At 64.4% G+C, this 26,548-nt stretch carries 29 protein-coding genes and 1 pseudogene; 20 read left to right on the top strand and 10 right to left on the bottom strand.

All coding sequences use genetic code 11. The features are described 5' to 3' along the window. Nucleotides 1-2 precede the first annotated feature (2 nt). Together ACSSVG_RS08210 and ACSSVG_RS08205 are read right to left on the bottom strand one after the other, a co-directional pair. A pseudogene (locus ACSSVG_RS08210) lies at nucleotides 3-343 on the bottom strand (DUF6855 family protein). A 96-nt stretch (nucleotides 344-439) separates the two neighbouring features. After that, nucleotides 440-1,744, bottom strand: coding sequence for an MFS transporter (locus tag ACSSVG_RS08205; RefSeq protein WP_492418328.1), 1,305 nt, complete (start codon nucleotides 1,742-1,744; stop codon nucleotides 440-442). Nucleotides 1,745-1,987: 243 nt separating this feature from the next. On the opposite strand from ACSSVG_RS08205, the gene ACSSVG_RS08200 reads away from it, so the two are divergent. From ACSSVG_RS08200 to ACSSVG_RS08190, 3 genes are read left to right on the top strand one after another with little or no spacing between them, the layout of a single operon-like run. Beyond that, on the top strand, nucleotides 1,988-2,806 hold the full coding sequence (locus tag ACSSVG_RS08200) for a hypothetical protein (RefSeq protein WP_492418327.1): 819 nt from the start codon (nucleotides 1,988-1,990) through the stop codon (nucleotides 2,804-2,806). Next, complete coding sequence (locus ACSSVG_RS08195; protein ID WP_492418325.1) at nucleotides 2,790-3,539, top strand: LamB/YcsF family protein; 750 nt, start codon at nucleotides 2,790-2,792, stop codon at nucleotides 3,537-3,539. Before ACSSVG_RS08200 ends, ACSSVG_RS08195 begins: the two co-directional genes overlap by 17 nt. Before the next feature lie 28 nt (nucleotides 3,540-3,567). Continuing rightward, nucleotides 3,568-4,359 carry a 5-oxoprolinase subunit C family protein gene (locus tag ACSSVG_RS08190; protein WP_492418323.1) on the top strand — a complete coding sequence of 264 codons (792 nt, stop codon included), beginning with the start codon at nucleotides 3,568-3,570 and terminating at the stop codon, nucleotides 4,357-4,359. A 128-nt stretch (nucleotides 4,360-4,487) separates the two neighbouring features. On the opposite strand, the gene ACSSVG_RS08185 is transcribed toward ACSSVG_RS08190, so the two are convergent. From ACSSVG_RS08185 to ACSSVG_RS08175, 3 genes are read right to left on the bottom strand one after another with little or no spacing between them, the layout of a single operon-like run. Then, nucleotides 4,488-5,297 (bottom strand): MBL fold metallo-hydrolase, encoded by an 810-nt coding sequence (locus ACSSVG_RS08185; RefSeq protein WP_492418322.1) that lies wholly within the window; start codon nucleotides 5,295-5,297, stop codon nucleotides 4,488-4,490. Nucleotides 5,298-5,342: 45 nt separating this feature from the next. Next, on the bottom strand, nucleotides 5,343-5,777 hold the full coding sequence (locus ACSSVG_RS08180) for a VOC family protein (protein ID WP_231340557.1): 435 nt from the start codon (nucleotides 5,775-5,777) through the stop codon (nucleotides 5,343-5,345). Nucleotides 5,778-5,818: 41 nt separating this feature from the next. After that, nucleotides 5,819-7,174: a DUF445 domain-containing protein gene (locus ACSSVG_RS08175; RefSeq protein ID WP_492418320.1), complete on the bottom strand. Its 1,356-nt coding sequence runs from the start codon at nucleotides 7,172-7,174 to the stop codon at nucleotides 5,819-5,821. A gap of 50 nt (nucleotides 7,175-7,224) precedes the next feature. On the opposite strand from ACSSVG_RS08175, the gene ACSSVG_RS08170 reads away from it, so the two are divergent. The 4 genes from ACSSVG_RS08170 (at nucleotide 7,225) to ACSSVG_RS08155 (ending at nucleotide 9,708) form a co-directional block, all read left to right on the top strand. Next, a complete protein-coding gene (locus tag ACSSVG_RS08170; protein ID WP_231340559.1) occupies nucleotides 7,225-8,112 on the top strand; it encodes a glycerophosphodiester phosphodiesterase in 888 nt (295 codons plus the stop codon). A gap of 98 nt (nucleotides 8,113-8,210) precedes the next feature. Further along, nucleotides 8,211-8,645, top strand: coding sequence for a DoxX family protein (locus ACSSVG_RS08165; RefSeq protein ID WP_231340560.1), 435 nt, complete (start codon nucleotides 8,211-8,213; stop codon nucleotides 8,643-8,645). Continuing rightward, nucleotides 8,642-9,400 carry an AzlC family ABC transporter permease gene (locus ACSSVG_RS08160; protein ID WP_492418318.1) on the top strand — a complete coding sequence of 253 codons (759 nt, stop codon included), beginning with the start codon at nucleotides 8,642-8,644 and terminating at the stop codon, nucleotides 9,398-9,400. Before ACSSVG_RS08165 ends, ACSSVG_RS08160 begins: the two co-directional genes overlap by 4 nt. Next, the gene (locus ACSSVG_RS08155; protein WP_492418316.1) at nucleotides 9,397-9,708 is read left to right on the top strand and encodes an AzlD domain-containing protein; all 312 of its coding nucleotides are present in this window, start codon (nucleotides 9,397-9,399) and stop codon (nucleotides 9,706-9,708) included. The genes ACSSVG_RS08160 and ACSSVG_RS08155 overlap by 4 nt, the downstream gene beginning before the upstream one ends. Here ACSSVG_RS08155 and ACSSVG_RS08150 read toward each other — a convergent pair. After that, nucleotides 9,705-10,193, bottom strand: coding sequence for a DUF5684 domain-containing protein (locus tag ACSSVG_RS08150; RefSeq protein WP_231340563.1), 489 nt, complete (start codon nucleotides 10,191-10,193; stop codon nucleotides 9,705-9,707). The two genes, ACSSVG_RS08155 and ACSSVG_RS08150, sit on opposite strands and share 4 nt — an antisense overlap. Nucleotides 10,194-10,267: 74 nt before the next feature. After that, nucleotides 10,268-10,897 carry a TetR/AcrR family transcriptional regulator gene (locus ACSSVG_RS08145; RefSeq protein ID WP_253465861.1) on the bottom strand — a complete coding sequence of 210 codons (630 nt, stop codon included), beginning with the start codon at nucleotides 10,895-10,897 and terminating at the stop codon, nucleotides 10,268-10,270. 92 nt (nucleotides 10,898-10,989) lie between these two features. Between ACSSVG_RS08145 and ACSSVG_RS08140 the strand changes: the two genes are divergently transcribed. The 7 genes from ACSSVG_RS08140 to ACSSVG_RS08110 all read left to right on the top strand — a co-directional run bounded on the left by ACSSVG_RS08140 (nucleotide 10,990) and on the right by ACSSVG_RS08110 (nucleotide 16,098). After that, the gene (locus tag ACSSVG_RS08140) at nucleotides 10,990-11,322 is read left to right on the top strand and encodes a thiamine-binding protein (RefSeq protein WP_024819214.1); all 333 of its coding nucleotides are present in this window, start codon (nucleotides 10,990-10,992) and stop codon (nucleotides 11,320-11,322) included. A 40-nt stretch (nucleotides 11,323-11,362) separates the two neighbouring features. Further along, complete coding sequence (locus ACSSVG_RS08135) at nucleotides 11,363-12,034, top strand: O-methyltransferase (RefSeq protein ID WP_231340566.1); 672 nt, start codon at nucleotides 11,363-11,365, stop codon at nucleotides 12,032-12,034. Next, a complete protein-coding gene (locus ACSSVG_RS08130; protein ID WP_231340567.1) occupies nucleotides 12,035-12,553 on the top strand; it encodes a GNAT family N-acetyltransferase in 519 nt (172 codons plus the stop codon). Nucleotides 12,554-12,621: 68 nt separating this feature from the next. Beyond that, on the top strand, nucleotides 12,622-12,846 hold the full coding sequence (locus ACSSVG_RS08125; RefSeq protein WP_492418312.1) for a BatC protein: 225 nt from the start codon (nucleotides 12,622-12,624) through the stop codon (nucleotides 12,844-12,846). 3 nt (nucleotides 12,847-12,849) lie between these two features. Then, on the top strand, nucleotides 12,850-14,061 hold the full coding sequence (locus tag ACSSVG_RS08120; RefSeq protein WP_492418310.1) for a cupin domain-containing protein: 1,212 nt from the start codon (nucleotides 12,850-12,852) through the stop codon (nucleotides 14,059-14,061). A gap of 105 nt (nucleotides 14,062-14,166) precedes the next feature. Then, nucleotides 14,167-15,063: a sucrase ferredoxin gene (locus ACSSVG_RS08115; RefSeq protein ID WP_492418308.1), complete on the top strand. Its 897-nt coding sequence runs from the start codon at nucleotides 14,167-14,169 to the stop codon at nucleotides 15,061-15,063. 99 nt (nucleotides 15,064-15,162) lie between these two features. Further along, nucleotides 15,163-16,098: a spermidine synthase gene (locus tag ACSSVG_RS08110; RefSeq protein ID WP_492419168.1), complete on the top strand. Its 936-nt coding sequence runs from the start codon at nucleotides 15,163-15,165 to the stop codon at nucleotides 16,096-16,098. Here ACSSVG_RS08110 and ACSSVG_RS08105 read toward each other — a convergent pair. Both ACSSVG_RS08105 and ACSSVG_RS08100 read right to left on the bottom strand, forming a co-directional pair. After that, nucleotides 16,081-17,835: an ABC transporter ATP-binding protein gene (locus tag ACSSVG_RS08105; RefSeq protein WP_492418306.1), complete on the bottom strand. Its 1,755-nt coding sequence runs from the start codon at nucleotides 17,833-17,835 to the stop codon at nucleotides 16,081-16,083. The two genes, ACSSVG_RS08110 and ACSSVG_RS08105, sit on opposite strands and share 18 nt — an antisense overlap. Further along, complete coding sequence (locus tag ACSSVG_RS08100) at nucleotides 17,832-19,604, bottom strand: ABC transporter ATP-binding protein (RefSeq protein WP_492418304.1); 1,773 nt, start codon at nucleotides 19,602-19,604, stop codon at nucleotides 17,832-17,834. Before ACSSVG_RS08100 ends, ACSSVG_RS08105 begins: the two co-directional genes overlap by 4 nt. 40 nt (nucleotides 19,605-19,644) lie before the next feature. Here ACSSVG_RS08100 and ACSSVG_RS08095 point away from each other — a divergent pair, with 40 nt between their 5' ends. The 6 genes from ACSSVG_RS08095 (at nucleotide 19,645) to ACSSVG_RS08070 (ending at nucleotide 25,524) form a co-directional block, all read left to right on the top strand. Continuing rightward, entirely contained in the window at nucleotides 19,645-20,511 is an 867-nt protein-coding gene (locus ACSSVG_RS08095; protein WP_231340572.1) for a helix-turn-helix domain-containing protein, read from the top strand. Nucleotides 20,512-20,646: 135 nt separating this feature from the next. Beyond that, complete coding sequence (locus tag ACSSVG_RS08090; protein WP_492418302.1) at nucleotides 20,647-21,600, top strand: ABC transporter substrate-binding protein; 954 nt, start codon at nucleotides 20,647-20,649, stop codon at nucleotides 21,598-21,600. Then, nucleotides 21,597-22,478: a siderophore-interacting protein gene (locus tag ACSSVG_RS08085; protein ID WP_492418300.1), complete on the top strand. Its 882-nt coding sequence runs from the start codon at nucleotides 21,597-21,599 to the stop codon at nucleotides 22,476-22,478. Before ACSSVG_RS08090 ends, ACSSVG_RS08085 begins: the two co-directional genes overlap by 4 nt. 15 nt (nucleotides 22,479-22,493) lie before the next feature. Then, complete coding sequence (locus tag ACSSVG_RS08080) at nucleotides 22,494-23,588, top strand: Fe(3+)-siderophore ABC transporter permease (RefSeq protein ID WP_492418299.1); 1,095 nt, start codon at nucleotides 22,494-22,496, stop codon at nucleotides 23,586-23,588. Beyond that, nucleotides 23,585-24,673, top strand: a complete 1,089-nt coding sequence (locus ACSSVG_RS08075; RefSeq protein ID WP_231340576.1) for a FecCD family ABC transporter permease — start codon at nucleotides 23,585-23,587, stop codon at nucleotides 24,671-24,673. The genes ACSSVG_RS08080 and ACSSVG_RS08075 overlap by 4 nt, the downstream gene beginning before the upstream one ends. Nucleotides 24,674-24,696: 23 nt before the next feature. Continuing rightward, nucleotides 24,697-25,524, top strand: coding sequence for an ABC transporter ATP-binding protein (locus ACSSVG_RS08070; protein ID WP_231340577.1), 828 nt, complete (start codon nucleotides 24,697-24,699; stop codon nucleotides 25,522-25,524). 19 nt (nucleotides 25,525-25,543) lie between these two features. Here ACSSVG_RS08070 and ACSSVG_RS08065 read toward each other — a convergent pair whose 3' ends face one another. Continuing rightward, nucleotides 25,544-26,440 carry a LysR family transcriptional regulator gene (locus tag ACSSVG_RS08065; RefSeq protein ID WP_492418297.1) on the bottom strand — a complete coding sequence of 299 codons (897 nt, stop codon included), beginning with the start codon at nucleotides 26,438-26,440 and terminating at the stop codon, nucleotides 25,544-25,546. Nucleotides 26,441-26,548 lie beyond the last annotated feature (108 nt).

The following is a 26,548-nucleotide window of genomic DNA, read 5'->3' as shown; positions in this document are numbered from 1 at the left end:
TCCTACCGCGTGATGGCCCGCATGGTGTTGTTCCGCTTCTCGTGGGTGAGCTCAGCCAAACCGAGCGCCTCCAGCAGCGGCGCATGTACATGCCGAACCTGCCACGGTAACCCTTGCGAAGCCCGTACCAGCCACCCACGGGGTTGCTTTCGCTGCGACCCCAGGCTTCGACGGTTCCGGGGGCGGCGTCCTTGCCTTCGTCAGCGGCACCCAGGGGAACCCAATCGCCTTGTTCCACGAGCCATGCATGGAGGTCCTCTATGGCGCGCAGCTGGTAAAGCAACTTGGTGGAACCCACCTGGCAAACAAGGGCAGGCGGATCTGCGGCGTCGTCCTTGTACATGGTGTAGTCGGAGGATCCCGGGGCAGTGGTGAGTTGCCAGGGATCGTCTTTGATTCCAGCGGCCATGGATGTGTCCTTCCTGAGGTACTGCACACGCTACACAGAGTCTGGCTGCGTGTCTGCAGATTCCGGATCCTCGGCACCGGAGGTCAAGGGGTTCTCGATCTCATCAGTCATCATTCGTGCTGCGAAGAGCGCCACGAAGGCCATGATGGGGCACGCCAAACCACCGATAAGGAAGATCAGCCAGAGGGGAACAACCTCCGCAACCGGGCCGGCCAGAGCCATGGAAACCGGCATCAGAGCCAAGGAAACAAAAAAGTCCAAACTGGAAATCCGGCCCAGCAAATGTCGTGGCACGCGCCGTTGCAGCAACGTGCCCCAGATGACTGTCCCGATGCCCTCTGTGACTCCGAAGATGAGCATGGCAGCACCGAGCATCCAGAAGCTGTCCATGAAACCAATAGCGGCAACCGGCAGGCTCCCCAAACCCCATGTCACCACCATCACCGTCAGGTAGCGCCGGGGGAGGCGTAAGGATGCCGTTGCCAGTGCAGCTATGGCGCTGCCGACTCCCATGATGGCCAGCAGGAAGCCAAACATCCTCGAATCGCCTCCCAACTGGTCCTGGACCACGAAGGGAAGCAGGACCTCGATTGGACCGATCAGGAACAGTACGGACAGGCATGCCCACATCAGCGTCCACAGCAGCCACGGGGTACGGATGGTGTAGCTGAATCCTTCCCGGAGGTCCTTGAAGAGGGATGACTTTGCCGGTGGCCCGCCAGGATCGGGGGAGGACGGACCGAGCGTTTGGTGGCTAAGGAAGTTCACGATCCCGAACGCCAGCAAATGGCAGACAGCAACCCCTGCGACAGCGTGTGCCGGAGACAGTGCAGCCACAAGGATCCCCGCAAGGGCTGGACCGGCGGCCTGCTGCAGAACCGGCCGCACAGTACCTTCCAAGCCATTGGCTGCCAGGAGATCATCAGCAGGCAGGATGCGTGGCAGGATGGCCGAGTAGGCGGGGAAGAAGAACGCCTGTCCAACGCCCAGGACGAAGGCGCCGATGGCCAGGTGCCACAGTTGCAGGACATTGAGCATGGCCAGCGCTGTCACCGTGGCGATGACGGCCAGGTTGGCGCCTTCCACCGCGATGATCAGCAGCCGCTGCGGCAGCCTGTCAGCCGCGATGCCGCCCGCCAGAACGAACCCCACCAAACCGACGCTGGCGGCCGTAGCAACCAGCGACAACTCCAGCGGGCCGCCGCCGAGGTGGATCACTTCATAGACCATCGCCACTGCCCACATACCGGATCCGAAGATGGAGATGGACAGCGCAGAAATCAGCACCCGGAATTCCCGGTGTGCAAAGGGACGCAGCGCCCTCAACGCGGCCATCCCACCAGCCTAAACCTGTGCGATGACACTGTGGAAGGCGGGGATTGTGCTGTGGCCGGCGCCCGGGGCACCGGAACGGCGGGCGGGAGGAGGCCACCCTCCGCCGGAGCTCCCCTGTGGTGTGCGCTCTGCGCGGAATCCTGTCCACATAGGACCATTTGCGGGTCCAGCATGTCAGGGGCGTGGCATAGGCTGAATCCAGCAGTTCCCCGTGAAACGACTAACTGCCAAGGAGAGGTGAAGATGCCAAAGCGACCCAACCCGGCGGTGAAAATCGCCCAGGAAACAGCCCACAACGCTGTGTTTGACGAGCAAGGCAACACCAAGCCCGGAGTGCACAACGTGTTGCTGAAAGCGGTGGAAGTCCAGCGCCCACTCGTCCTGGCCAACCTCCGCAGGCTGCAACGCCGGCACCCTAACGACTCGCCGGCCCAGCTCGCCGCGAAACTGGAGCGCCACTACCTGCTGGCCATCTCCGGCGGGGGAGCAGCGGTGGGTGCTACCGCCGTCGTGCCCGGTATTGGAACCGCCGCGTCGCTGGGACTTTCCGCGCTCGCAACAGTGGGCTTCCTGGAGACAACCGCGCTGTACGCGTCGTCCCTGGCCGAACTCCATGGCATCCGCCTGACTGACCCGGTGCGGGCGCAGACCATGGTCATGGCCATCATGTTGGGCGAGGAAGGTACTTCCATGCTCGGGGCACTGAGCGGACAGTCTTTGGGGCGCGGCAAGGGCGTCACCAACGCGTGGGGCAGGACGCTGACCAAGAAGATTCCCGGCAGCGGCTTCGGGGTCATCCGTGACACCATCCAGCGGGCATTCCTCAAGAGCCTGGTGAAGCGGCAAGGTTCCGCATTCCTGGGCCGCGCCCTGCCGTTCGGTGTAGGTGCCGTGGTAGGTGGTGCGGGCAACCTGATGATGGGGCGTGCCGTGGTGTCCACCGCCAAGGATGCGTTCGGCCCGCTGCCGGACACCGTCCCGGGCGAATTGCTCCCGAACGCACCCAAAAACGCCCTGATCAACCCAACGCTGGAAGGCGGTAGCAATGGACCTGAACGCTGACCTCGGGGAGTCTTTCGGCTCATGGACCATGGGAGACGACGCATCGATGTTCCGCATCGTGACCAGCGCCAATGTGGCCTGCGGCTTCCACGCAGGCGATCCCCTCACCATGCTGGACAGCTGCCGCGCGGCCTTTGAACTGGACGTCCGCGTTGGAGCCCACGTGGGATACAGGGACCTGGCGGGCTTCGGGCGGCGTTCCTTGGACATGACGTTCGACGAACTCTTCGGCGATGTGCTCTACCAACTTGGTGCACTCGATGGCATGGCCCACACGGTGGGAGCCTCGGTGGATTATGTGAAACCGCACGGCGCCCTCTACAACAGGATCGTCCGTGATGAAGAGCAGGCCGAGGCCGTGGTTGCCGCCGTCCACGCGTACGATCCCGGGTTGCCTGTGCTTGGCCTGCCGGGCTCGGCATGGCTGACACTCGCCGAACAATCCGGTCATCCGGTGTTCCGCGAGGCCTTCGTGGACAGGGCCTACCTGCCGGACGGCACGCTGGTACCCCGCACCCAGGAAGGTGCAGTTCTCCATGACCAGGCCGCCGTGGTGGCACAGGCCGTGCGGCTGGCAACGCGCAAGGAAGTGCTGGCCATCGACGGAACCGTGGTGCCGGTGCAGGCCGATTCGCTGTGCATCCACGGGGATACGCCCGGCGCCGTCACCATGGCTGCCGCTGTCCGGGAGGGCCTTGACCAGGCCGGCGTTCAGATTGAAGCGTTCGCATAGGTCTGGATCCTTAAGGAGGGTTTGCCTGATGAGTGCAGTCGTGACGGATCCGGGGACGTTGACACTTGCTGTCGAGCCCGACCACGCCTTGGACCGCGCGTCCATGTACCTCGCCAACACCCTGCTCGGCAATCCGGACACCTCAGCCGGGCTTGAGGTGCTGCTGGGCGGGCTCAAGCTGAGGTTCGTGACAGGGTCAGCCGTGGCAGTTACAGGTGCCGAGGGTATGGTGACGCTCAACGGCTCTGAACTTCCCCTGAACAAGGCGGTCCGGGTGGCCCCGGGGGCAGTGCTGGAATTCGGTCCCGCGTTGTTTGGGATTCGGTATTACGTAGCTGTTCAGGGCGGCGTGGAAGCTGGGACTGCACCCTTGCGGGCCGGTGCTTCGGTGACGTTCGGACGGCCGCACGGCCACGGCTTCCCCGAGCTCAATCATCCCGCCCGGCGTGCGCTGGATCCGGAACGACCGGTGGTCGCCAGGGTTATACGGGGGCCCCAGGCCAGGAATGACGACGCCGGCAGTTGGCTTCGGTTGACCAGCGAACCTTGGATTCTCTCGCCGGAGTCGGACCGGGCAGGTGCGCGACTGGCGGGGCGGCCTCTTGAGGTCGCTCCGAGGGAGGGCGGCACGACTCAGTCACCCCAACCACAACCGCTGGAAGCAGGCTTGGTCCTCCTGCCGCCGTCGGGCCTTCCCGTCATTGCGTTGGCCGGCCACCCGCCAACTGCCGCGTCCCCCGTGATAGCGGTGGTCCGCGACGAGGACCTGGACTTGATCGGCCAGGCAAGACCGGGACAGATGGTGCATCTGCTCGGCTGAGAAAGCGCGATATCGATTTTCTCGCGATGGGCTGGCTTTGGGAAACTGCTCGCCAGAGGACCATCTAAGGCCGCCGTGCCGCCTCCTATCGCCGACTTGATTCTGTGTCGTCGGATCCTGCCCTGAACCTATCCTTGCCGTTTCGCGGCCAGTTGCTGCATCTGCCAACCATGTACGTCAGCCAGCCATTCCAGCGGGGCCGAGGGTCCGATGCGGGGATCGTCGGGTTCCCGGCCGTCCCTGAGCGCCTGCACGTACGTGCGATCCATGCTGACCCGTTCCCCCAGTTGCACGGATCCGCCCACCGAGCCGTGGCCGGGGATGACGGCAACAACGTCGTCGGCCACCGACTCGAAGAGCCGCAAAGCGTGGAGGTAGTCGTCCAGGGGATCCGCTGCCTGCAGGTCGAGGAACGGCATCAGGATGTCGGAAAGCATGTCGCCCGCCACCAGGACGCCGGCTCCCTCGATCAACAGCGCCGCATGTCCGGGCGCATGGGCCTGATGTTCCAGGATGCGGACTGCGGGGCCATCCCAAGGAATGTGCGGAGTCTCTGCCGGCAGTCCGGTGATGAGCCCGAGCAAGTCCATCGGGATATCGTCGGCGTGCTCCGGCGGCAGCCCTTCGGCCACCTGTTCCTTCCAGTCCGCGTTGGACAGGACATCCTGGATGGAAGCCGCGCATCGGGACGTTCCGTACCGGGGCGGATCACCAAAATCGGGGTGCCACAGCACGTGGTCCCAATCAGGATGTGTGGAAAAGCCTGCAACCACCGGTTGGCCCAGCCCGCGAAGGTCCTTCGCGATCGCCGCCATTTCGTTGGCAGTGATCCCGGGGTCGATCAGCAACACCCCGTCCCGGCCTTGAACCACGGTGCAATTGCTCTGGATGAATTCGCTCTCGTGAACCAGAACGCCCTCAGCAAGTTGCTTCAGCATGGAAGGGCCTCCTTCCTGCAGTGCAACATTGTGCCCGCCCCGGTCTCAGCCTTGGAGTTTCTGGGCCAGCATGACCAAAATCCCGCTGGGGCCGCGGAGATAGGTGAGTTTGTAGACGTCGCCGTAGGTCGCCACGCCCCGCAGGGGGTGGCATCCATGCTTCGCAGCTATGTCCAGCGCGTGATCGATATCGTCCACCGAGAAGGCCACCCGGTGCATTCCGATCTCGTTGGGAAGAGTCGGGTTGGTTTCGATCGCGTCAGGGTGGATGTATTCGAAAAGCTCCAGTTGCCCGTTGCCATCCGGGGTCTGGAGCACCGCAATTTTTGCGTGGTTGCCATCCAGCCCCACGGCAGTGTCGGCCCACTCACCGCTGACTGTGTCACGGCCCAGCACTGTGAGGCCGAGGTCCGTGAAGAACGCGATGGTTTCTTCGAGATCCCGAACCGCAATACCGACGTTCTCAAGTTTGATAGGCATGCGTTGAAGGTACCAAGGCCCACTGGATAGCTCCAGTGCCCCTAACCGAACAGCAGATGCGCCACCGTGAAGATCGCCAACCCGGCCAGCGCACCAACCACGGTTCCATTGATCCGGATGTACTGGAGGTCCTTGCCCACCTGCAGTTCGATCTTCTGTGACGTTTCCTCGGCATCCCAACGGGCCACGGTATCCGAGATGACGCCGGCGATATCCGAACGGTAGGTGTTGACCAGGTACCCGGCCGCATCACCGATCCACGCGTTGACCTTGCCGGCCAGTTCGTCGTCGTTGACCAGGCGCGCACCGAACTCGCGGACGGCGGTCTTGAAGCGCAGGCTCAGTTCGCTGTCGGGATCGTCGACGGCGTTGAGCAGCGCAGTCTTCACGGTTCCCCATGTGCGGGATGCCAGTTCGCGGACCTCGGGGTCGCCCAGGATTTGCGCCTTGATGCTTTCAGCGCGCTCAATCATGGCGGGATCGTGCTGCAGGTCCTGTGCCAGGTCCGTGAGGTACGCATCGATCGACTGGCGGACCTGGTGGTTCTGGTCCGCTTGTACGGCCCGAACAAATTTGGAGAGTTCAACGTACACCCGGTCGCCCACCAGGCCGTCCACGAACGTCGGCACCCACAAAGGCGAGCGGTCCGAGACGAGCCGGTTCACCGTGGCATGGTTGGCGTCCACCCAGTCGGCGGCACGGTCAACCAACAAGTCAACCAGCGTGTGGTGGTGCCCGTCCGCGAAGATCCGTTCGGCCATCCGTCCAACGGGCGGTCCCCAAGGCGGGGTGAGCAGGTGCTTGCGGACCATACCCTCGATGACTGCCTGCACGTCGTCGTCGTTCAGGACGGTGAAGGCACCGCGGATCATCGCGCCGCCTTCCTTGGCTACACGTTCGGCGCCGCCCGGCGCGGACAACCAGCGGCCGGCCTTGCGGGCAATATCGATGCTGGCCAACTTGTCCTGCACAACTTCCTGGGACAGGAAGTTGCTTTCGACGAAGTCGCTGAGCGATTCGCCGATCTGGTCCTTGCGGCGCGGAATGATGGCCGTGTGGGGGATTTTCAGGCCCATGGGGTACTTGAACAGCGCCGTCACCGCGAACCAGTCAGCCAAGGCGCCCACCATGCCGCCTTCGGCCGCTGCACGGACGTATTCCAGCCACGGATACTGCTTCTGGAACGCAAACGCCAGCGTAAAGATGACGGCCATCGCGATCAACAGCGCCAACGCCAACCGTTTCATGCGGAGCAGCGCTGCCGCTTTTTCCATGTCGCCGGCAGAAAGGCCGACGGCGGCGGAACGTCCTTTCGCGGGAGCGGAACCTGTGGCCGGGGCTGGCCGGGCGGGGTTGGTGACGTCTTCGGTTGGGATTTGTTCAGAGTTCACCTGCATGAGCCCAGCGTAGCCCCCGTACATGCACCAGCGTGGGCTACCGTGTCTGCATGACTAGCGACGACTCCACCCCAAGCCGGCCCAAGGTCTACGCCCATCGAGGTGCCAGCGCGGCCTTCGCCGAGCACACCCGTGCCGCGTACCTGAAGGCCATTGACGAGGGTGCCGATGGGGTGGAATGCGATGTCCACCTGACCCGGGACCAACACGTTGTGCTGCTGCACGACGCCAACCTGGACCGGACCTCCACCGGTACGGGGCCAGTCGCGGAGCACACCCTGGATGAACTCCGTGGGTTGGATTTCTCCTCATGGAAAGGCGCACGCATTCCCGAGGCCTATGGGGGAGTGGCAGACCAACTCCTTACCCTGCCCGAACTCCTGGATATCCTGCGCGGGGCGGGCCGGGAGATTGGCTTGGCCATTGAGCTGAAGCACCCCAGCCCCTACAAGCTCAAGCTCGAGGACCGCGTGCTGGCCCTTCTGGAAGAAGAGGGCTGGACTCCGGAGGAGTCCCGGTTGGAGAACATCCGGATTTCCTTCATGAGCTTTGATACCGATTCTGTCCAGCGCCTCCTGCACAGCGTGCCGAAGGAATACATCTGCCAACTGGTGGACGACTTTACGGTCCAGGAACTCCGGCAGGAACTCGGATTGGGCTTCCTGACGGGCGGCGCCGTAGCCAACGTGATGCGGGCAACCCAGCTTGAGGCCGAACGAGTATTGGACGAAGGAGAAGTGGTCATTGCCGGCCCCGGAATTGAATACGTGAGGGAGCATGCACGGAACGTTCAGCGCTGGTTGGAGTCGGGCCGCATCTTCCGGGTTTGGACTGTCGACTCGGAAAGGGACGTCGCGCTCTGCCAAGGCCTCGGCATTCACGAAATCACGACCAACAGGCCGGCGCAGGTACTTGCGCAGCTGATGGTGTCCAGGTAGGTCGCAGCTGGCGACGTTTTGAGCCGTCAAAACGGCATCTTCTGCTACTTACTTGGGTCCGGCTTTGGGGGTCACCGCGCTTGTGATTGAGTGGTCTCATGTCACTTCGCTGGTCAGCACAAGCAACCCGAACAACTTCCGCAGTAGCCTTGAGCGCACTGCTCCTGGCCAGCGCAGCGAAGCACTTCCGCACGCCCAAGTTCTATTACCCAGTGGTCCCGGAGTACCTGTGCCGAAAGGACGAGCCGGGGAGCCGGCCCAACGGACCCCTGGCAGTCATGTCCCGCGAGGAATGGGTTGCCTCCTCCGGCCTGCTTGAGGCGACTGCCGCCGTCGGACTTCTGATCCCTGCTACCCGTAAGGTTGCCGCGAACGCAACGACAGCGATGTTTGCTGCATTCCTGGCGGGGCATATTGACGCCCTCCGGCGTGCCTATGGCCCCCACGGCACAGCGACCGAGCGGCGTATCCATACCCTTCGCCTGCCCCTTCAGGTTCCCCTCATCCTGTGGTCGTGGAGTCTCCGGAAATGAGCGGCAATGCCGCTCCCATGAAGCTCCGGGATTCGCCCGCCTTCAAGATCGCGGTGTCCCTGAGTATCGCCACGGGTCTTTATGGCGTATCTTTTGGCGCCCTTGCGGTGGCGTCGGGGTTCGATTTCTGGCAGACGATGGTGTTGAGCCTCCTGCTGTTCAGCGGGGGATCGCAGTTTGCCTTCATCGGTGTCGTGGCCGGCGGGGGTTCCGGCGTGGCGGCCATGACGGCCAGTGCCCTTTTGGGCCTCCGCAACGGCATCTACGGTATGCAGATCAACGCCATGCTGCGCCCCGGAGGGTGGAGACGCTACCTATCCGCCCATGTCACCATTGACGAATCGACGGCCACGGCGTCCGGCCAGTCCGATCCCGATGAGCAGCGACGCGGTTTTTGGACTGCCGGAATCGGAATATTCATCTTGTGGAATATTTTCACGGCCATCGGCGCCCTGGCTGGTGACGCGATGGGAGACCCTAAGCAATGGGGCTTGGACGGAGCAGCTGTTGCGGCGTTCCTGGCCTTGCTGTGGCCGAGGCTGAAGGGCCGTGAACCGTGGGCCATCGCCGCCGCGTGCGCATTGGCCACCATCCTGGCCGTGCCGTTTGTGCCCTCAGGTGTTCCCATCCTGGTGGCGGCAGTGGTGGCGGGCGTTATCGGATGGTTCAGCCACGCACGCATGGATGAAGGGCTTGAACCGGACGTGGATCCCTACGCAGGGCAGCACAAGCGCGAACACGGGGGCGGGAAATGAACCTCTGGCTTTGGATTCTTATTGCCTGCGCGCTGGCGTACCTCACCAAGCTGGTGGGCTATTTTGTGCCCGCAAAGCTGCTGGAGAGCCCGCGGATCATGCACGTCGCCGGAACCATGACCATTGGCCTCCTGGCCTCCCTGACAGCGGTGAACGCCGTAGCTTCGGGCCAGGGCTTGGTCTTCGATGCCCGCATCGGCGCCTTGGTGGCTGCCGCCGTCGCGCTATGGCTTCGGGCTCCGTTCCTGGTGGTCGTCATTTCAGGGGCAGCAGCCGCAGCGTTGCTGCGGCTGCTGGGTTGGGGCTAGCGGTACTGCTGCCCGTTGGGCTGCTGGACCGGCGGCTGGGCGTAGCCTTGCGGGTACGCCGGCGGATAGGCCACGAACTGTCGACCGGCAGCAGGTCCGAGGTACTGGGCGGAGCCGTAGGAAAGCATCGGCACGAAGACAACTGGCAGCAGGACCAGGCCGACCGTGTAGCCGGCGTCCTTTCCAAACGACTTGGCGAGGTCGTTCAATGACACGATGCCGAAGTAGATGCCTGCAAACGGGATGAAGAACAGCAGGTACCAGTACCAAGGACGGCCTGCGATCTCCAAGAGTTTAATGCCGTTGTAAACCGGCACGAAGGCACCCCACGCGGGGCGGCCGGCCTTGGTGAAGATTCCCATGTAAAGCACGCCAACGATCGCGAAAACCACGGCGAAGTAGATCAGCATAAACAGCAGGACGAGGCCAGCCGTGGCAGCGGACTCGGCGCCGCTGGAAGAGTATGAGCTCAGGGGAATATTCATGCGATCGACACTACGTGGGGTTGGGCTGTCCTGCCATGGGCAGGACTCACCATCGCAGGCCCGGCAAATGGACCTTAGAGAGGCTCCGCGAACGTCACGCCAGGGATATCCGATTGCTCAGGAAGCGGCCGGGACGGGCGCTCGGTGCGGATAGCGTCTTCGATCAATGCCACCGGACGCTTCCAGGCTTCTGATCCGGGTTCCATGGTGTCCACTGCCCCGATCAGCATGGCAACCAGTCGGACCATATCTTCGATGGTGATGTCACGTCGCAAGGACCCTTGGCCCTGGCCGCGCTCAAGAAGGGTCGCCATAGATCCGATGAGGCCGCCGGTGATGCCCATGAGAAGTCCGCGTCGGCCGGCGACGGCGTCAAGCAGGTTCGCATCGTCGCTGGCTACCTTCATCACGGCGTCGATGACGTTGATCAGGCCCTCAGCGGCGTCCATGCCGTCCAGGGCATCCGCAGCCACCGGGTCCACATGCTGCCGCAGCTGGCGGGACAGCGCGGCGAGGACCAATTGCTCTTTATCCGAGAAGTTGCGGAACAGCGTTGCGGGGCCAACTCCAGCGGTGGCGGCAATGGTCTGCAAGGGTACGTCGGGGCCATGTTCCCGGAAACACTGCCGGGCCGCCGTAATGATCTTGTCCACATTGCGTGCGGCGTCGGCCCTGAGGGGCTTGCGTTCAGAGGGCTGTTCCATGCTTGCCAGATTAGCAACGGAGGACTGCTGGCCCGTTGTTACGCGGGAGTACGTTGTTATATGACAAACCAGCACGTGAAACACTGGATTTCATGTTGCTTGCATTCTCAGTCGCCCCATCGGGCCAGCCCGCTTCCGCCGCCAATGGGGGACCGACCCCCGACGCTTCGGTTCACGACGCCGTAGCTGCCGCCGTCAAGATCGTCCGAGAGTCTGGATTGCCGAACCAAACGGACTCCATGTTCACCACCATTGAAGGTGAATGGGACGAAGTCTTCGACGTCGTCAAGCGCGCCACCGAGGCCGTCGGCCGCTATGGGAGCCGCGTCTCCCTGGTGATCAAGGCAGACATCCGTCCCGGTTACAGCGGAGAACTCACCGGCAAGGTGGAACGCTTGGAAGACGCCATCTCCGCCACGGACTAGATCCTTCCCCCGGGGTGCCGCGGATGCCAGACTGGGGGCCATGATTGAACACGTGACTGAACCCGGGTGGGTTGACGTCGAGCGTTACTTGACTGACGTCGTCGTCCGTCCTGATCCTGCGCATCAGCGCGCCCTGACATCCGCCGTCGAGGCAGGCATGCCTGCCATCGAAGTCGCGCCCAACGCGGGCAAGCTGTTGCGGATGCTGGTGCAGATGTCGGGAGCCAGGCGGGTCCTGGAGATCGGAACCCTGGCCGGGTTCAGCAGCATCTGGATGGCGCAGGGACTGCCCGACGACGGCAGGATAGTTACGTGCGAATTCCTCCAGAAACACGCGGACGTAGCGCGGGCAAACGTGGATGCTGCGGGCGTGGGGCACAAGGTGGACATCCGGGTGGGGGCTGCGCTGGACACCCTCCCCACACTGACGAGCCAGGAATCGTTCGATTTTGTCTTCATTGATGCGGATAAGGAAAACGACTCCAACTACCTGGAGTGGGCCATCAGGCTTGGCCACCCGGGAACGGTGATCGTGGTGGACAACGTCATTTGGGACGGCGCCATCCTTGAACCCGGGCGGGACGATGTCAATGCGCCCGGAATCGTGAAGGCGTTGGAAATGATGGGGCAGGATCCGCGCTTGGATGCCACGGCGATTCAGACCGTTGGCAGCAAAGGCTGGGACGGTTTCGCGATAGCGCGGGTGCGGTAGGTGGATTTCACTCTTCGCCCGGCAACGGTGGATGACGCCGAAGCCATGGCCATCATGCACGTCCAGTCATGGCGCGAGAGCTACGGGTCCTTGTTGCCTCCGGAGTTCTTCGCAAAGCAGGAGGCGGCGCTGCCTGATCGCATCGAACGGTACCGGGCCTTCATAGCAGCGGGGCACACACGGATGCTGGCCCACGGTCCTGACGGTGATCTTGTGGGGCTCGGGGCGGCCGGACCCAGCAGGGACGAGGACGGCCCCTGCGACGTTGAGCTGTTCATGCTTTACACCCTGGAGCGCATCCATGGCCGTGGTGTGGGCCAGGCCTTGATGGATGCCTTGATCGGCGACGGACCGGCCTACCTCTGGGTCCTTGATGACAACCCCCGGGCCCAGGCTTTCTACCGGCGCAACGGTTTTGTGCCGGACGGAAAACGGCAGTTGTGCGATCCCTCGTGGCATTCGCTGCCGGAACATCGGATGGCGCGTCCCGGAGCGCCCGCGGACTGTTCCCAGGGCTGACTCATCTCGATATGGTGATCACGGGCGGTGTCGATGGGGATCGCCCGGGTCGATTCTTGGGAGGAAGCATGTCCAATCCAGAGCAGGATCCAAGCGAGCAGGAAGGCCCGGCAGACGGCGGTGCGGCCGGAGTCCCTGGCGCCCACGACGGCGGCGCGGATGGTGGTGCCGACGGCGGCGCGGATGGTGGTGCTGAAGGGCCGGCAGACGGCGGTGCGGCTGGAGTCCCTAGCACCCACGATGGTGGCGCCGACGGTGGCGCGGATAGTGGCGCCGAAAGACCAGGCAGCTAGGTTTTGAGTTCCACCAGCACTGATTTCCAGGACCCCGGAGCTGTCAAGGATGCCGGGGTCCTGGAAACGCGCCTGATCGACATCGGCTATGAGAGGTTCGCCCGCGACGTCTGGGGGCGGACCGCGTTGCTCACGCGTGGCGTCAGTAACTTCTCTGATTTGTTCTCGGCCAACGCCGTCGACGAACTGGTCTCGCGCCGCGGATTGCGGACACCTTTCCTGCGCGTCGCCAAGGGTGGCTCGACACTTCCAGAGTCCTCATTCACTTCCCCGGCAGGCGTCGGGGCCACCATCTCCGACCAGCTCGACGACACCGAACTTTGGCGCAAATTCGCCGACGGAGCCACCCTTGTCCTGCAGGCGCTGCATCGTACATGGGAACCGGTATCGAGCTTCAGCACCCAGCTAAGCACCGAGCTCGGACATCCAGTGCAGGCCAATGCCTACATCACCCCGCCCCAGAACCGTGGTTTCGACGATCACTACGACATCCACGACGTCTTCGTCCTGCAAATCGAGGGCACCAAGCGCTGGATCATCCATGAGCCAGTCCATGTGGACCCGCTGCGCAGCCAGCCTTGGACCGATCGCCGTTCCGCCGTCGCCGAGGCCGCTCAGGGCAAGGCCTACATCGATACGGTCCTCGAGCCCGGTGACGTCCTCTACCTGCCGCGTGGATGGTTGCACGCCGCAGAGGCCCAGGGCAAGGTCTCGATCCATCTCACGCTGGGAGTCCATAACTGGACCCGCTACGCGCTGGCCGAGCAGCTCGCCCAGGCCGCATTGGCGGCTCTCAACGACGATCCCGAGATGCGCCGGTCCCTGCCATTGGGCGTCGATGGACCCGATGGGGACATCGCCGCCGTCCGTAAACGTCTCGCCGCCGCAGTCGTCGAGGCTGATTCCGCTTCCCTTTTCCACCGCACCCGGAGGGGACAGGGACGCCCGGCCCCGCTTGGTCCCGTCGCCCAGCTCGCGGCCGTCGAGGGCCTCGGCCCCGAGTCGCTGGTGCGGCTTCGGGATGCCTTGGAGGCCCGGCTCGAGGGCTCACGCCTGACGACCCGCGTGGGTTGGCTCGACTTTGCCGAGGCAAATCTGTTGACTGTAAGGCGCCTGCTCGACGGCGGGGATCACCTCGCGGCCGATCTCGGCATTGAACTCGTCGAAAGGCTGTTACGCGCAGGCGTTCTCGTCCCAGCTGAACAGTCGCATTGAGTTGAACAGTCGCATTGAGTTGAACAGTCGCATTGAGTTGAACAGTCACGTTGAGCTGAACCGTGACCTTGAGCTGAACAGCGACGGTGGACAGTGACGACCCCGGTGGCCGCAACAGAACGTTTCTTCTGCGCGGAAAGCGCCCGGATACGCGGCGACTCGATGGCGGGCACGGCGTCACCAGGCGTGGTTTGGGTCCTCATAGAGCACCGGGGTGGGTGGCCATCCACCGGCTTCGACGGCCTTGAGCTGGAGGCTGGGACCAAGGCCCTGGTGTTGGCGGCAGCGCGGACGGCGCGAGCACGGGTTCTCCTGGTCCGGCGGCCTGGCCCCCGCCAGAGCCGCGGTCCGAGCCGTTGGGCCGTGCTGCGCCATCAAAGCACCGGCGCCCATCAACAACTCTGGGGAACGTGGGCTCGGGATGGGGACCTTGCCGATATTGTTCCAGCACTGGCGTCACCTGGAATGCCCGGTTACCCGCCGGTCATCCTGGTCTGTGCGCATGGTCGGCATGATCCTTGTTGCGCAGTGCGGGGCCTGCCCGTGGGGCGTGCGCTCGGTGAGCGGTGGCCGGAGCTGGTATGGGAGTGCTCCCACATTGGCGGTGACAGGTTCGCAGCCAACGTCGTCGTCGCTCCGGACGGTGTGTACTACGGCGGACTCGATGCGAAGTCCGCCGTCGCTACCGTTGAGGATCATCTCGCAGGCCTCATCCACGCAGAATTCCTTCGGGGGTATACGGATCTATCCCCACCGCAACAAGCTGCTGTCGTGGCCGTGCTCGACCGCTTCGGTCCTGCCGGCCGGAATGACTTTCTGGTCACTGAGTCCTTGCGCGAGGGCGACTATTGGCACATCCATGTCACTGGCCGCCCACCCCACCCGGCAATGATCGAGGTGGAGCTGCGAGCCCGCCGCGAACCGGCGAGCCAGTTGACGTGCCGGGCCCCGGCGGCAGGCTCGGCCACCGTCTACGAACCCATCTCCATCCGCAGCTCCTGACACTTGGTGGACCACCGGCACGAGCCAGCAGTCGACGGTCGATACCTCCGTCCCCATGCTCCACTAGGCTTGAAGTATGACTGGGACAGGGCGGCAGTAGTGGCGAAACGCGGTAAACCAAGCAGGTCTCAGAGGTCGACGGCGGGAGTCGTCGAGGTGCCGGTCGGCGCCCGTCCTGACGGTCCGGTGGCGGGCGTTTACTACATCGATACCGGCGACTGCGAGTTGGTCCCGGACCAGGACAACTCCAACGGCTGGCTCCTGAAGATCAACGGTGTGATGAGCTCGCACATCGACCTCGCCGATCCGCTGTTCCTCGACTTTGAATACATGCGCTGGATCGCGGCGTTGGTGGAATCGCGGTGGCCCCGGGAGCAGAAACCGAAACTCCGCGCACTGCATTTGGGCGGGGGTGCCTGTTCCATGGCGCGCTACTTCCATGCCGCTTACCCCGAGGCCCGTCAGGTAGTTGTTGAGCTCGACGGCAAACTGGCCGACTACGTCCGTGGCTGGTTCGATCTTCCCAAGGCCCCCTTGCTGCGGATCCGTGTGGGGGAGGCCCGGCACGTGACCGAGTCACTTACTCCGGACACCCGCGACCTCATCATTCGCGATGTATTCGCCGGAGCCTTCACACCCCGTGCCCTCACCACTCGTGAATTCACTGCGTATGCGGACGCTGTCCTGGCCCCCGACGGCTTGTATGTGGTCAATTCCGGTGACGCCCCGGACCTCAAGAACGCCCGGGCCGATGCTGCCACCATCGCGGACACGTTCGAGCACACCATGATCATCGCCGACCCCGCCATGCTGAAGGGCCGCCGCTACGGCAACATGATCATGGCAGGGAGCCATGCGCCGTTCGGTGAAGACCCCACGTTGGCCCGTAAGCTCCTGGGCGGCGGCGTCCCCGCGCACATCTGGGATGATGCCAAGGTGCGCGCGTTCGCCGCAGGTACGCCGGTCCGGCACGACCCAGCGCCGGAGCCGGCCCCCGAGCCGGCCCCCGAGCCGGCGTCAGCTCCGGCTGAGTGAGCTGTTCCACGCTTCCCAGAGCGTTGCGTAGCGGCCGCCGTTAGCCAACAGTTCCTGGTGGGAGCCCGACTCGACAATCCCACCGTGGTCCATCACTACTACGGTGTCCGCCGAGGCAGCCTGGGACAGGCGGTGCGCGATCACCACGGACGTCCTTCCTGCCAGCGCAGCCTCGGCGGCCTGATCCAGCATGGTGGCCGAGCCCGTTCCTGCCTCAGCGGTGGCTTCGTCCAGGACCGCGATGGGCGGGTCCTTGAGCATCAGGCGTGCAAGCGCCAACTGCTGCGCCTGCTCGGGTGTGAGTTGGTGGCCGCCGGCACCTACGGACGTCTGCAGTCCGTCGTCGAGCGTTTCAACCCAGGCAGCCCCAACATCCTGCAGGGCGCGCGTAAGTTCCTCATCGGAAGCGTCGGGCTTGGCGAGCAGGAGGTCCTCGGCGAGCGTGCCGGAGAAGACGTGCACCTCCTGGCTGACCATGGCGATGCGCTCATGCAAGTCTTCCGGGGGAGCCGCCGCGGAGTCCAGCCCACCCACCCAGGCCGTCCCGCTTCCCGGATGTTCCAATCCCATGATGACTTTGGCCAGGGTGGTTTTGCCTGCGCCGGAGGTTCCCACAATCGCCACTCGCTCGCCGGGCTTCACGGTGAGGGAAACGCCGCGGAGGGCGGGGCGCTGGCCGGGGTAGGCGAACGTGACGTTGTCCAGGACGATGCCGGCGTCAGTGACCGGTGCCCTGGTCGGGGCGGGGGCCGGCGCCGCGGACATGGTCAGGCCGAACATCCGGCCCAGGCCGGCCGCGGCTTTCTGGAGCTCGTCGAACTGTCCCAGGACAAGGCCGATCGGATCGAAAAGCCGGTAGAAGTACAGTGCGGCAGCCGTGGCCGCACCAATGGTCACTGCGCCCTCGGCATGGAGCCAGAAACCCACCACCAGCACGGCGGACAGGCCGATGAGTTCCGCCAGGTTGAGGCGGTTGTAGAAGCGGGTCAGGTAGTTGACGCCCTTGAGTGCATGGCCGATGTTCTCCCGGGAAGCGGCAGCAACCAGGTCGGCGTGACGTGCCCCGAGCCCAAGGGCCAGGACGGAAGGGGATCCGTGAACCGTCTCGATGATCTGCTCGGTCCTGTTGGCCTCGGTAATCCGGACAGTCCGATAAATGGGTGCGGTGCGCCGGAGGAACCAGCGGAGGGTGAAGACCTGCAACGGGGCGGCAATGAGCACCGCGACGGCGAAGCGCCAGTCGATCACGCCCAGGCCCAACAGCGTCACGGCGATGGTGAAGGCCGCGCTGGTGAACGCGGGCAGTACTCCGGAAATTGCCTCGCTGACGGCCTCAACGTCGCCGGACACGCGGGCCACGACGTCGCCGATGCCTGCCTTTTCGAGTTGCGCGAGCGGCTTGCGGACAGCTGCGGCGAACACTTCCTCGCGAAGTCCGGCGAGGGCTTCCTCGCAGATCCGGGCCAGCAGGTTCTGTCCCAGTATGCCCAGCAGGGCACCCAGGCCACCGGCAACCAAGAGCCCGATCGCCAGCCAGAGCAGGGCCATGACGTCTCCGCCGCTGGCTGCAATATTGACCATGATGCCCAGGATGGCCGGTGCCGCCAGCCCACAGCAGGATGCTGCCAGCAGCACCAGGATGGTCAGGGTGAGCCGGCCGGGCCGCTGCGCCAGCAGGCGCCACATGGCCTTCCGGGTCTCGCGGGGTGTGGCAATGGGAAGGATTCCGGTGCTCAAGAGCCCACCACCCCGCGGTAGCCAGCGGACGTGGCAAGCAGTTCGCGGTGCGTGCCGGTTTCAGATGCAGCAGCGCCGCTTCCGCCCATCACCACCCGGTGGCAGACGGCCAGCAGCGTGGGACTGGTAGTCACCAGCACCAAGGCCTTGTCAGGGAAGTTCCGCAAGCCATCTGCGATCACGGCTTCGGTGGCGGTATCGACGGCGGTAGTGGGGTCGTGCAGGACCAGCACCGCTTGCTTTTGGTGCAGGGAACGGCCCAGGACCAGTCGCTGACGCTGACCGCCGGACAGGCTCTGGCCGTGCCCGGTAAGTACAGTTTCGGTGCCTTCGGCCAGTTGCGAGACGAAGTCCCCGACGGCGGCAGCTGCCATGGCGCGTTCCTCCAGTTGGGCGTCGGCTGCTGCGACGTTCTCGCGGACACTGCCGCGGAACAGCACTCCGTCATGGCTGTCTGCGAAGATCCTGGACCGGACGTGGAGCGGGTCCAGGTCTGCGGCGTCCTGGCCATCGATGGCCACCAATCCGCGGGGAGCGGGCGTGCGAAAGCCCAGGGTGTCCACCAGGAGCCGGGCTTGAGTACCGCTGGGAAGAACGACGCCCACGATTTCGCCGGCCGAGGCTGTGAAGGGAGGGAAAGCAGCGTCGCCGGAGCCGGGCCGGAGTTCCAGCAGCGGGACTGGTTCGCCCTGGGAGGTGAGCGTTGCTGCTGAGGTGGTTGCCGCCGTCGTGCGTTCTTCTGATTCAGGTGCGGGGACAGCATCCGGTTCCGCGAGCAGGACTGCTATGCGGGCCGCTGAGGCGCGCTTCCGAGCGAGTTCGACGCTGAGGAAGCCAAGGGCGGTCATGGGGCCCTGAACGAATTGGGTCACGCCAACAACTGCCACCAACTGTCCCACTGTGATGCTGCCCTGGACGGCGAACCAGGCCGCGAAGAAGGCGATTCCGGCCAGGAACGCTGCGGACAGCGCGGTGCTGGCGCCGTTGTAGGCAGATCGGGAGCGGACAGCCCGCAACCCCGCCACCAAGGAGGTCCGGCTGGCGGTCCGATAGCGGGTCACGGCTGCATCTTCGGCGCCCAAGCCTTTGAGGGGTCGTGATCCCGTGATGAAGTCCGTCGCCAGGGCGCCGGCGCGGGCCGCCGTCGACTGCTCCACGTCGCTTCGGTCCTCCAAGGGTTTGGTGAGCCGGCGCATGACCAGCAGCATCACGGGAGTCGCAATGAGAACGGCCAGTCCCAGAGGGACGGAAATGAGGAGGAGTGTGACGGCTGATGTGACGACGCCGGCCGTGGCAGCGAGGGCGCCGGCGATCAGCCACGCCAAGCCGGCCACCCTGTCAGCGTCGGAGGATGCAATGGCAACAATTTCGCCGGGTGCGCGCCGGGCGGCCATCCCGCGGGGGTGCAGGGTGCGCTCCACGGCAAGTTGCCGGAGGTCGTGGGAGCTCAGAAGGAAGGAACGCTCGGTGGCCAGTGTGCCAAGCCGCCAGGAAAGTGCCAGCACGACGAACACCACAGCCAACGCGCCGAGCCATCCGAGGAGGGCGCCGAAATTGTTCGGTTGAATGGCGTTGTCCACTGCGGCGCCGATGGTTGCAGGGACCAAAGCCTCGCTGACCTGATGCAGTCCAAGCCCGGCACAACCGGCCAGCAGGAGCTTCCAGCGGCCGTTGGCGAACAGTGCGACGGTGAAGAGTCTGGAGACCTTCCAGGGTGCTTGCTTGTTACGCCCGGGTGGGCAGGACGGAATGGCAGAACTGGAGGGCATGCTTACCATAGTAAGGCTCACCTAACTTCAAGAAGGCCAGATGACCCGCCAAGCTTTATCGCAATCCGGACAGTCCGTACCGCCGGTGGATGCAGAGCCGGACTTGCGGCCGGTAGCCCCCGACGAGGACCCGGCGTCCTTTCCGGTGTACGGCGTCTACACGGGATACTTCGAGTGCGCCACGCCCGCGACGTGGACTGAACATGTCCACGAAACCCATGAGCTGCTGTGGGGTGCCCGTGGCGTGCTGACCGTTGAGGCCGATGGCGGCTTCTATGCTGTTCCGGCCACCTTGGGGCTCTGGATTCCCGCGGGCGTGGTCCATGCCGTGAAATCCACGCAGGGGACCGGGTTCTACTGTTCGCACATTGATGCGCGGGTTGCCCCGAACCTGGCAGCTCGGACCGTGGCGGTCACGGTGCCCACTGCGGCTCAGGAGCTGTTGCGCCATATGAGCAATTTCGACATGGACGACTCCCTGAGGAGGCGTTCGGAGCGGGTGGTGCTGGGGTTGCTCGACGTAGTGGATGCGCGCCCCATGCTGCTGCCGATGCCCACCGATCCGCGGCTGGAACTCATTGCCCGCGCCCTCCTGGACAACCCCGCCCTGGACCGCTCGCTGGAGGAATGGAGCATCGAAGTATCCATCAGTGTCCGCAACCTGTCCCGGTTGTTCCACAAGGAAACCGGCATGACGTTTGCGCAGTGGCGCATCCATGCCCGGGTGCGCGTGGCGCTGGGATTGCTGGCGGCAGGGTATCCGGTGTCGTCCGTCAGCAGGCGGGTGGGCTACAACAACCCCAGCGCCTTTGTTCAGGTGTTCCGGAAGGTCATGGGGCACACCCCCGGTTGGTACGTGTCCTCACTTAAGGCCGGAAACCACCACTCTTTGGCCGGTTCCGAATAGAATCGAGCGGTTTCAGGGGTCGATGCGTTGTTAGGGTAGGTATACCTAACTTCGGTAGCCGCTCAGAGAATCCATCAACGGGTCGCGGCGCCAACGGGAGCTTCCCCAACTCCCCTGAGAATCAAGAGGACCGCAGTGATTTCACGCACCAAAACCATGTCCGCCGCCGTTGCGGCCCTGGCCTCCGCAGCTCTTCTCCTGAGCGGATGCGCCACCACCGACGCCAGCGCCACTGCCACATCGGAAACCCGGACGGTCCAAAGCGAGGTCAAGGAAGTAGTCATGCCGGCCGAGCCCAAGAAGGCTCTGGGCATGTACACCACGGACCTGGACATGCTCATCACCCTCGGGATTCCGCTTGCCAGCCAGCAGCCCATCCGCGACAGCGGTTACTCGGGCTTCCCGTACTTCTTCGACCAGGACGCCCTCAAGGACATCACACCGTTCACCAACTACCCGGAGTTCAACTTTGAGGCCATCCTCAAGGCGCAGCCGGATGTCATCCTGAACGGCCTGGGTTACGAGAAGGAGCTTGACGCCAAGCTCTCCGACATCGCCCCGACCTACACTTTCAACGGATTCGACGGCAGCGACTGGCGCACCAAGTTCAAGACCGTCGCCGAGTCCTTCGGCAAGACCGGGCAGTACCAGGCGTGGATGGACAAGTACCAGGCCAAGGTTGACGACGTGAAGAAGCGTCTGGCCGAGGCAGGCAAGAGTGACCTGGTCATCGGCCCGGTGGACTACTACGAAGACCAAGTATCGGTCAGCTGCTACGGAACGCCGTGCCTGGTCATCAAAGACCTCGGCTTGAAGGTTTCCCCGCTGGCCGATGGCGAAGGCGTCAAACTCAGCGCCGAGCAGCTCGAACAGCTCAACGGAATCGACGCCATCATCACCACCGAGGTCCCCGAAAAGGACGGCGCCAACCCTGATGCCTTCGCTCCTTTGGCCAACAACAAGCTGTGGACCTCACTGCCCTTCGTGGCCAACAAGCAGATCCACACCTACGACCTCGAAATGATCTACGGCTCCCCGAGCGGCCAGTACGCACTGCTGGAGAAGTTCGAAAAGGCCCTCCTGTCATGATGGGCATCTACCGGGCCGAGGTAGTCGCTACCCGCATGCTCACCCCCGGAATGGTCCGGATCACCTTTGGCGGTCCAGGGCTGGCCGGCTTCGACACCACGGGTGTCGGCGACGAATACCTCCGTGTGTTCCTGCCGGATCCGGGCACCCATGAGGCTCGCCTGCCGATCTCCACCGGGGACTCCTGGGACTGGTCCGAGGGCGTCGAACCGTCCGCCATGCGGACCTACACGGTCCGCGCTGTGGACGCCGCTGCAGGAACCGTGGACATCGACTTCGTCGTCCACGACGGCGGTTTGGCAGCTTCGTGGGCGCAGCGCGCCCAGGTGGGTGACGCCGTCGGGCTTAACTCGCCTACCGGACTGTATGAACCGCCGACCGGGCTGCAGTGGCAGATCCTGCTGGCCGACGCCACTGGCCTTCCGGCTGTTGCCCGGCTGGTGGAGCAGACGCCGCCGGGTGTCCGGACGCGTGTGCTGATCGAGGTTGAGGACCCGTCGCACCAGCAGGAGCTGACGCTCGGCGCTGGAACGGAAGTCGCATGGATTCACGGCGGGAACGGCCACAGCCAGTCCCGGCTGGACGAGGTCCTCAAGAGCATGGAGTTCCCCGGCGGCGTCGGCTACATCTGGGTGGCCGGCGAGACCAAGGTGCTGCGTGGGATCCGCAAGTACCTTCGGCACGAAAAGAAGCTCACGCCCGAGTCCTACAAGCTGATCGGCTACTGGACGGACAAGAGCGAAGCCTGGGAAGAGCGCTGGGAAAACCTCGACGCCGAAACCCGGCGCTGGTTCGACGACCTCTGGTCCAACGAGAAGCGGGATCGCGAGGAAATCGTGGACCTGCAGGACGCCAAGTTCGAATTGCTGGGCCTCTAAATGGCGTCCGGAACCATGGCGCCGCGTTCTGTTGCACCTCAAGCGCAGGACGCGGCACCGGTTTCTGCCCAGGACGCGCGCCAGGGTGGTCCACGCCCAGCGGGCTTGGCGGCCGTGAACCGGTACCGGTTCCTGGGGTTGCTCGGGGCGGTCGCCGTGCTGGCCCTGGTTCTCTGGTTGAGCCTGGTGGTGGGCTCCAAGGACGTGGACATGGCCAAGCTGTGGCCCGCGATCACCGCATACGACAGCTCGCCGGAACACGTGATCATCCACGACCTCCGCCTGCCCCGAACCGTCACCGGCGTGGTGGTGGGCATTGCCCTGGGACTGTCCGGGGCACTGATCCAGGCGCTGACACGCAACCCGTTGGCGGACCCCGGCATCCTGGGCGTCAACGCTGGTGCGGGCTTCTTCGTGGTCCTGGGAGTGGCACTTTTCGGAGTGACCAGCATCCAGGACTACATCTGGTTCTCCTTCGCCGGTGCTGTGGTGGCCACTGTGGCTGTGTACTTCATCGGGTCGCGGGGCAGGGGAGGGGCAACCCCGCTCCGACTCACCCTTGCCGGAGTTGCCCTGGGCGCTGTCCTGGGCGGTATTTCGTCCGGCATCACGCTCCTGCGCCCCGCCGTTTTCGACAGCATGCGCAGTTGGAGCGCGGGTACTTTGAACAACCGCACGTGGGAAATCTTCACCACCGTGGCACCGTTCATCCTGGGTGGAACCCTCATCGCCCTCGCCATGGCCCGACCCTTGAACGCCGTTGCCATGGGCGACGATACCGCCAGGTCGCTTGGTGCCAACATTGTGCGAACCCGGATCTGGACCATCGTCTCAGTCACCCTGCTCTGCGGCGCCGCGACGGCAGCCGCCGGCCCTATCGGATTCGTAGGGCTCATGGTTCCGCATGTCGCCCGGTGGATCGTTGGGCCGGACCAGCGCTGGATCCTGGCCTACACCCTGGTGCTCTCGCCCGTGCTGCTCCTGGTGTCCGACATTCTTGGCAGGCTCGTTCTCCGCCCCGGCGAAATGCAGGTAGGAATCATCACCGCATTCGTTGGCGCACCCGTCCTCATCTGGCTCATTCGACGCCGGAAAGTGAGCACGCTATGACATCGGTTGATCAGGCGACGTCCGCTGATCGTGCGTCTTCCATCGACTTCGGTCGTCGCACCTTCGCCGTCCGCCATTTTGGCGGACGCGTCTCACTTCGCGTCGACGTCCGCACCCTGGTTGTCACCGCCGTCCTGTTTGCCGCCGCACTGGCGCTCGCCGTCGTCGCCCTTGGCCTGGGCGAGTTCAGCGTTGCGGTACCGGACGTTGTTTCGGCACTGCTGGGGCACTCCAGCGGTGCCGTGCACATGGTGGTGGTGGAGTGGAGATTGCCCCGCGTCCTCCTGGCCCTGTTGTTGGGGGCGGCCATGGGGGTCAGCGGGGCAATCTTCCAATCGCTGACCCGCAACGCGCTGGGAAGCCCGGACGTAATCGGTTTCAACACCGGCGCCTACACGGGAGCGCTGGTGGTCATCCTGTTGATGGGCGGCGGCTACTTTGCCGTGTCTGCCGGTGCGCTGGTGGGCGGGCTGGTGACTGCCGCACTGGTTTACTTGTTCGCCTTCAAGAAGGGCATCCAAGGTTTTCGGCTCATCATTGCCGGCATCGCAGTGAGCGCCATGTTGGCGTCGGTGAACACCTTCATGATCCTCAAGGCGTCCTTGGAGCAGGCCATGTCCGCTGCCGTCTGGGGTGCCGGGTCCCTGAACAAGATCACATGGGACCAAGTGCTGCCGGTGGTGATCGTGTTCGTGGTGCTGCTGGCGGTGCTGTCACTGTACGGGCGGCGGTTGGGGCTCCTGGAGATGGGCGACGACGCCGCCCGGGCCTTGGGCGTCCGGCTGGAAGGCTCGCGGCTGGTCCTCGCAGTGGTGGGCGTGGCTTTGACCGCGATGGTCACCGCCGCGGCTGGTCCCATTGCCTTTGTTTCTTTGGCCGCCCCGCAGCTGGCCCGCCGCCTGACCCGTTCCGCTTCCGTGGGAATGGTTCCCTCTGCCGCCATGGGTGCATTCCTCCTGGTGGCCAGCGACATCGTGGCGCAGAACCTTTTCGCGCCGATCCAACTGCCCGTGGGCGTAGTGACTGTCAGCATCGGTGGCTGCTACCTCGTGTGGCTCCTTGCCCGTGAGGTGAAGCGGCAATGAGTGAAGAATTGAAGGAGATTGCTATGACTGACGTGGTGCTTGAAACGGTTCCTGTTCCTGGGCTGGCGCCGGGTGCCGCGCGCCTCAGGGCCGAGAACGTGAGCCTGGGTTACGCGGGCCGCACTGTGTCTTCGGCGCTGGACGTGCGGATTCCCGACGGCGAATTCACGGTCATCGTGGGCCCTAATGCCTGCGGTAAATCGACGCTGCTGCGGGCGCTGTCCCGGCTGCTGGAGCCCAGCTCCGGGTCCGTGCTGTTGGACGGCAAGAGCATCTCGTCCTACGGTGCCAAGGAGGTGGCCCGACGTCTGGGTTTGTTGCCGCAAACCTCCATTGCGCCCGACGGGATCACCGTGGCGGACCTCGTTGCCAGGGGGCGCTACCCGCACCAGAAGTTGCTGCGTCAGTGGTCTGAGGCAGATGAGGCCGCGGTCGTTGCCGCCCTGGAGGCCACCAACGTGACCTCGCTGTCCGGCCGATTGGTGGACGAGCTCTCCGGCGGGCAGCGGCAGCGCGTGTGGGTGGCCATGGTCCTCGCCCAGCAAACCCCGCTGCTCCTGTTGGATGAGCCCACCACGTTCCTTGATATCGCGCACCAGATCGAGCTTCTGGAGTTGTTCCGGCGCCTCAATGGCGAAGGCAACACCCTGGTGGCCGTGCTCCACGACCTCAACCACGCCTGCCGCTATGCCACGCACCTGATCGCGATGAAGGACGGCGCAGTGGTTGCCGAGGGCCGGCCCGCCGATGTTGTGACGGCCGAGCTGGTGGAGCACGTGTTCGGGCTGCCGTGCATCGTGATCGACGATCCCGTGAGCCACACGCCGCTGGTGATCCCGCTGGGGTCTTGATTTACCCGCGGGGTGGACCTCAGCCTGCGCCCAACAACTCCTCCCGCCGGTTCTCCGTCTCTTCACGCAAGGCCTGCACGACGGCGGCTACCGCGGGGCGGCGCATGGAGTCCGGGCGGAGGACCATCCAGTAGGGGAGGAGCTCGGCGAAGTCCGACGGCAGGAGCCGCACCAAATCCGCGTGCCGATCGGCCATGAAGCACGGCAGGAACCCGATGCCTGCCCCTGCCCGGGTGGCCTCGACGTGGACGAACACATTGGTGGAGCTCAGCCCGTCGCGCATGGTCGGGACCAACCTGCGGGGCGCATCCAGGTCGTCCACTTGCAGCATGGAATCCACGAAGTAGACCAGTTGGTGCTCCGTGAGCTCTTCGACGCTGGCGGGTGACCCGTGGTCCTTCAAGTACGCGCGGGACGCGTACATTCCCAGCCGGTATTCGCCGAGCCTGATCGCTTCGGCACGGTGCACCTGCGGCGTCCCGACCACCACCTCGATGTCCAAACCGGACCGCTGCTGCAATGCCCGCCGGGTCACTGTCACGATCTCGACACTCAGCCCGGGGTGCGCCCTCCGCAAGCGCGCCACCGCTGGGGCCGCGATATATGCGCTGAAGCCATCGGTCGCGGTCATGCGCACGACGCCGGTAATCGGGTCTGGTGCGCGGTCGCTGGGTCCCAGCGTGCCCACCGCAGCTTCGATACGCTCTGCGGCCTGCACGGCTTCGGTGCCCAACTCCGTCACCTCCCAACCACCGGCTGCTCGTGCAAGGACCCTGCCGCCCAGCGCCTTCTCCAGCGCCGCTATCCTGCGCGAAACGGTGGTGTGGTTGAGCCCCAAGGCTTGGGCCGCCGTCGTGAATCTTCCTGAACGTGAGACGGCCAGGAAGATGAGAAGGTCATCGGGATTCGGCTTCATATCTGCAATTTTGCACACACATGGTGCCTCTTTGGTCATTGAGGCGCGGCAAATCTGCGGCAATACTCAGTGGAGCATTTCGTGTTGTGGATCACATCACGTTCACAA

Source organism: Paenarthrobacter sp. E2MeOHC11, from assembly GCF_058744955.1.
Note: the sequence above shows the minus strand (reverse complement) of the source record. Positions and strands in the feature narration are given on the sequence as shown.

Excerpts from the sequence above, each read along its gene's own strand:
- ACSSVG_RS08205 (WP_492418328.1), bottom strand. The coding sequence starts at position 1,744 with ATGGCCGCGTTGAGGGCGCTGCGTCCCTTTGCACACCGGGAATTCCGG.
- ACSSVG_RS08170 (WP_231340559.1), top strand. The coding sequence starts at position 7,225 with ATGACTAGCGACGACTCCACCCCAAGCCGGCCCAAGGTCTACGCCCAT.
- ACSSVG_RS08100 (WP_492418304.1), bottom strand. The coding sequence starts at position 19,604 with ATGCCCTCCAGTTCTGCCATTCCGTCCTGCCCACCCGGGCGTAACAAG.
- ACSSVG_RS08160 (WP_492418318.1), top strand. The coding sequence starts at position 8,642 with ATGAGCGGCAATGCCGCTCCCATGAAGCTCCGGGATTCGCCCGCCTTC.
- ACSSVG_RS08180 (WP_231340557.1), bottom strand. The coding sequence starts at position 5,777 with ATGCCTATCAAACTTGAGAACGTCGGTATTGCGGTTCGGGATCTCGAA.
- ACSSVG_RS08165 (WP_231340560.1), top strand. The coding sequence starts at position 8,211 with ATGTCACTTCGCTGGTCAGCACAAGCAACCCGAACAACTTCCGCAGTA.
- ACSSVG_RS08135 (WP_231340566.1), top strand. The coding sequence starts at position 11,363 with ATGATTGAACACGTGACTGAACCCGGGTGGGTTGACGTCGAGCGTTAC.
- ACSSVG_RS08175 (WP_492418320.1), bottom strand. The coding sequence starts at position 7,174 with ATGCAGGTGAACTCTGAACAAATCCCAACCGAAGACGTCACCAACCCC.
- ACSSVG_RS08145 (WP_253465861.1), bottom strand. The coding sequence starts at position 10,897 with ATGGAACAGCCCTCTGAACGCAAGCCCCTCAGGGCCGACGCCGCACGC.
- ACSSVG_RS08200 (WP_492418327.1), top strand. The coding sequence starts at position 1,988 with ATGCCAAAGCGACCCAACCCGGCGGTGAAAATCGCCCAGGAAACAGCC.
- ACSSVG_RS08190 (WP_492418323.1), top strand. The coding sequence starts at position 3,568 with ATGAGTGCAGTCGTGACGGATCCGGGGACGTTGACACTTGCTGTCGAG.
- ACSSVG_RS08065 (WP_492418297.1), bottom strand. The coding sequence starts at position 26,440 with ATGAAGCCGAATCCCGATGACCTTCTCATCTTCCTGGCCGTCTCACGT.
- ACSSVG_RS08155 (WP_492418316.1), top strand. The coding sequence starts at position 9,397 with ATGAACCTCTGGCTTTGGATTCTTATTGCCTGCGCGCTGGCGTACCTC.
- ACSSVG_RS08125 (WP_492418312.1), top strand. The coding sequence starts at position 12,622 with ATGTCCAATCCAGAGCAGGATCCAAGCGAGCAGGAAGGCCCGGCAGAC.
- ACSSVG_RS08150 (WP_231340563.1), bottom strand. The coding sequence starts at position 10,193 with ATGAATATTCCCCTGAGCTCATACTCTTCCAGCGGCGCCGAGTCCGCT.
- ACSSVG_RS08095 (WP_231340572.1), top strand. The coding sequence starts at position 19,645 with ATGACCCGCCAAGCTTTATCGCAATCCGGACAGTCCGTACCGCCGGTG.
- ACSSVG_RS08140 (WP_024819214.1), top strand. The coding sequence starts at position 10,990 with ATGTTGCTTGCATTCTCAGTCGCCCCATCGGGCCAGCCCGCTTCCGCC.
- ACSSVG_RS08075 (WP_231340576.1), top strand. The coding sequence starts at position 23,585 with ATGACATCGGTTGATCAGGCGACGTCCGCTGATCGTGCGTCTTCCATC.
- ACSSVG_RS08195 (WP_492418325.1), top strand. The coding sequence starts at position 2,790 with ATGGACCTGAACGCTGACCTCGGGGAGTCTTTCGGCTCATGGACCATG.
- ACSSVG_RS08080 (WP_492418299.1), top strand. The coding sequence starts at position 22,494 with ATGGCGCCGCGTTCTGTTGCACCTCAAGCGCAGGACGCGGCACCGGTT.
- ACSSVG_RS08085 (WP_492418300.1), top strand. The coding sequence starts at position 21,597 with ATGATGGGCATCTACCGGGCCGAGGTAGTCGCTACCCGCATGCTCACC.
- ACSSVG_RS08070 (WP_231340577.1), top strand. The coding sequence starts at position 24,697 with ATGACTGACGTGGTGCTTGAAACGGTTCCTGTTCCTGGGCTGGCGCCG.
- ACSSVG_RS08185 (WP_492418322.1), bottom strand. The coding sequence starts at position 5,297 with ATGCTGAAGCAACTTGCTGAGGGCGTTCTGGTTCACGAGAGCGAATTC.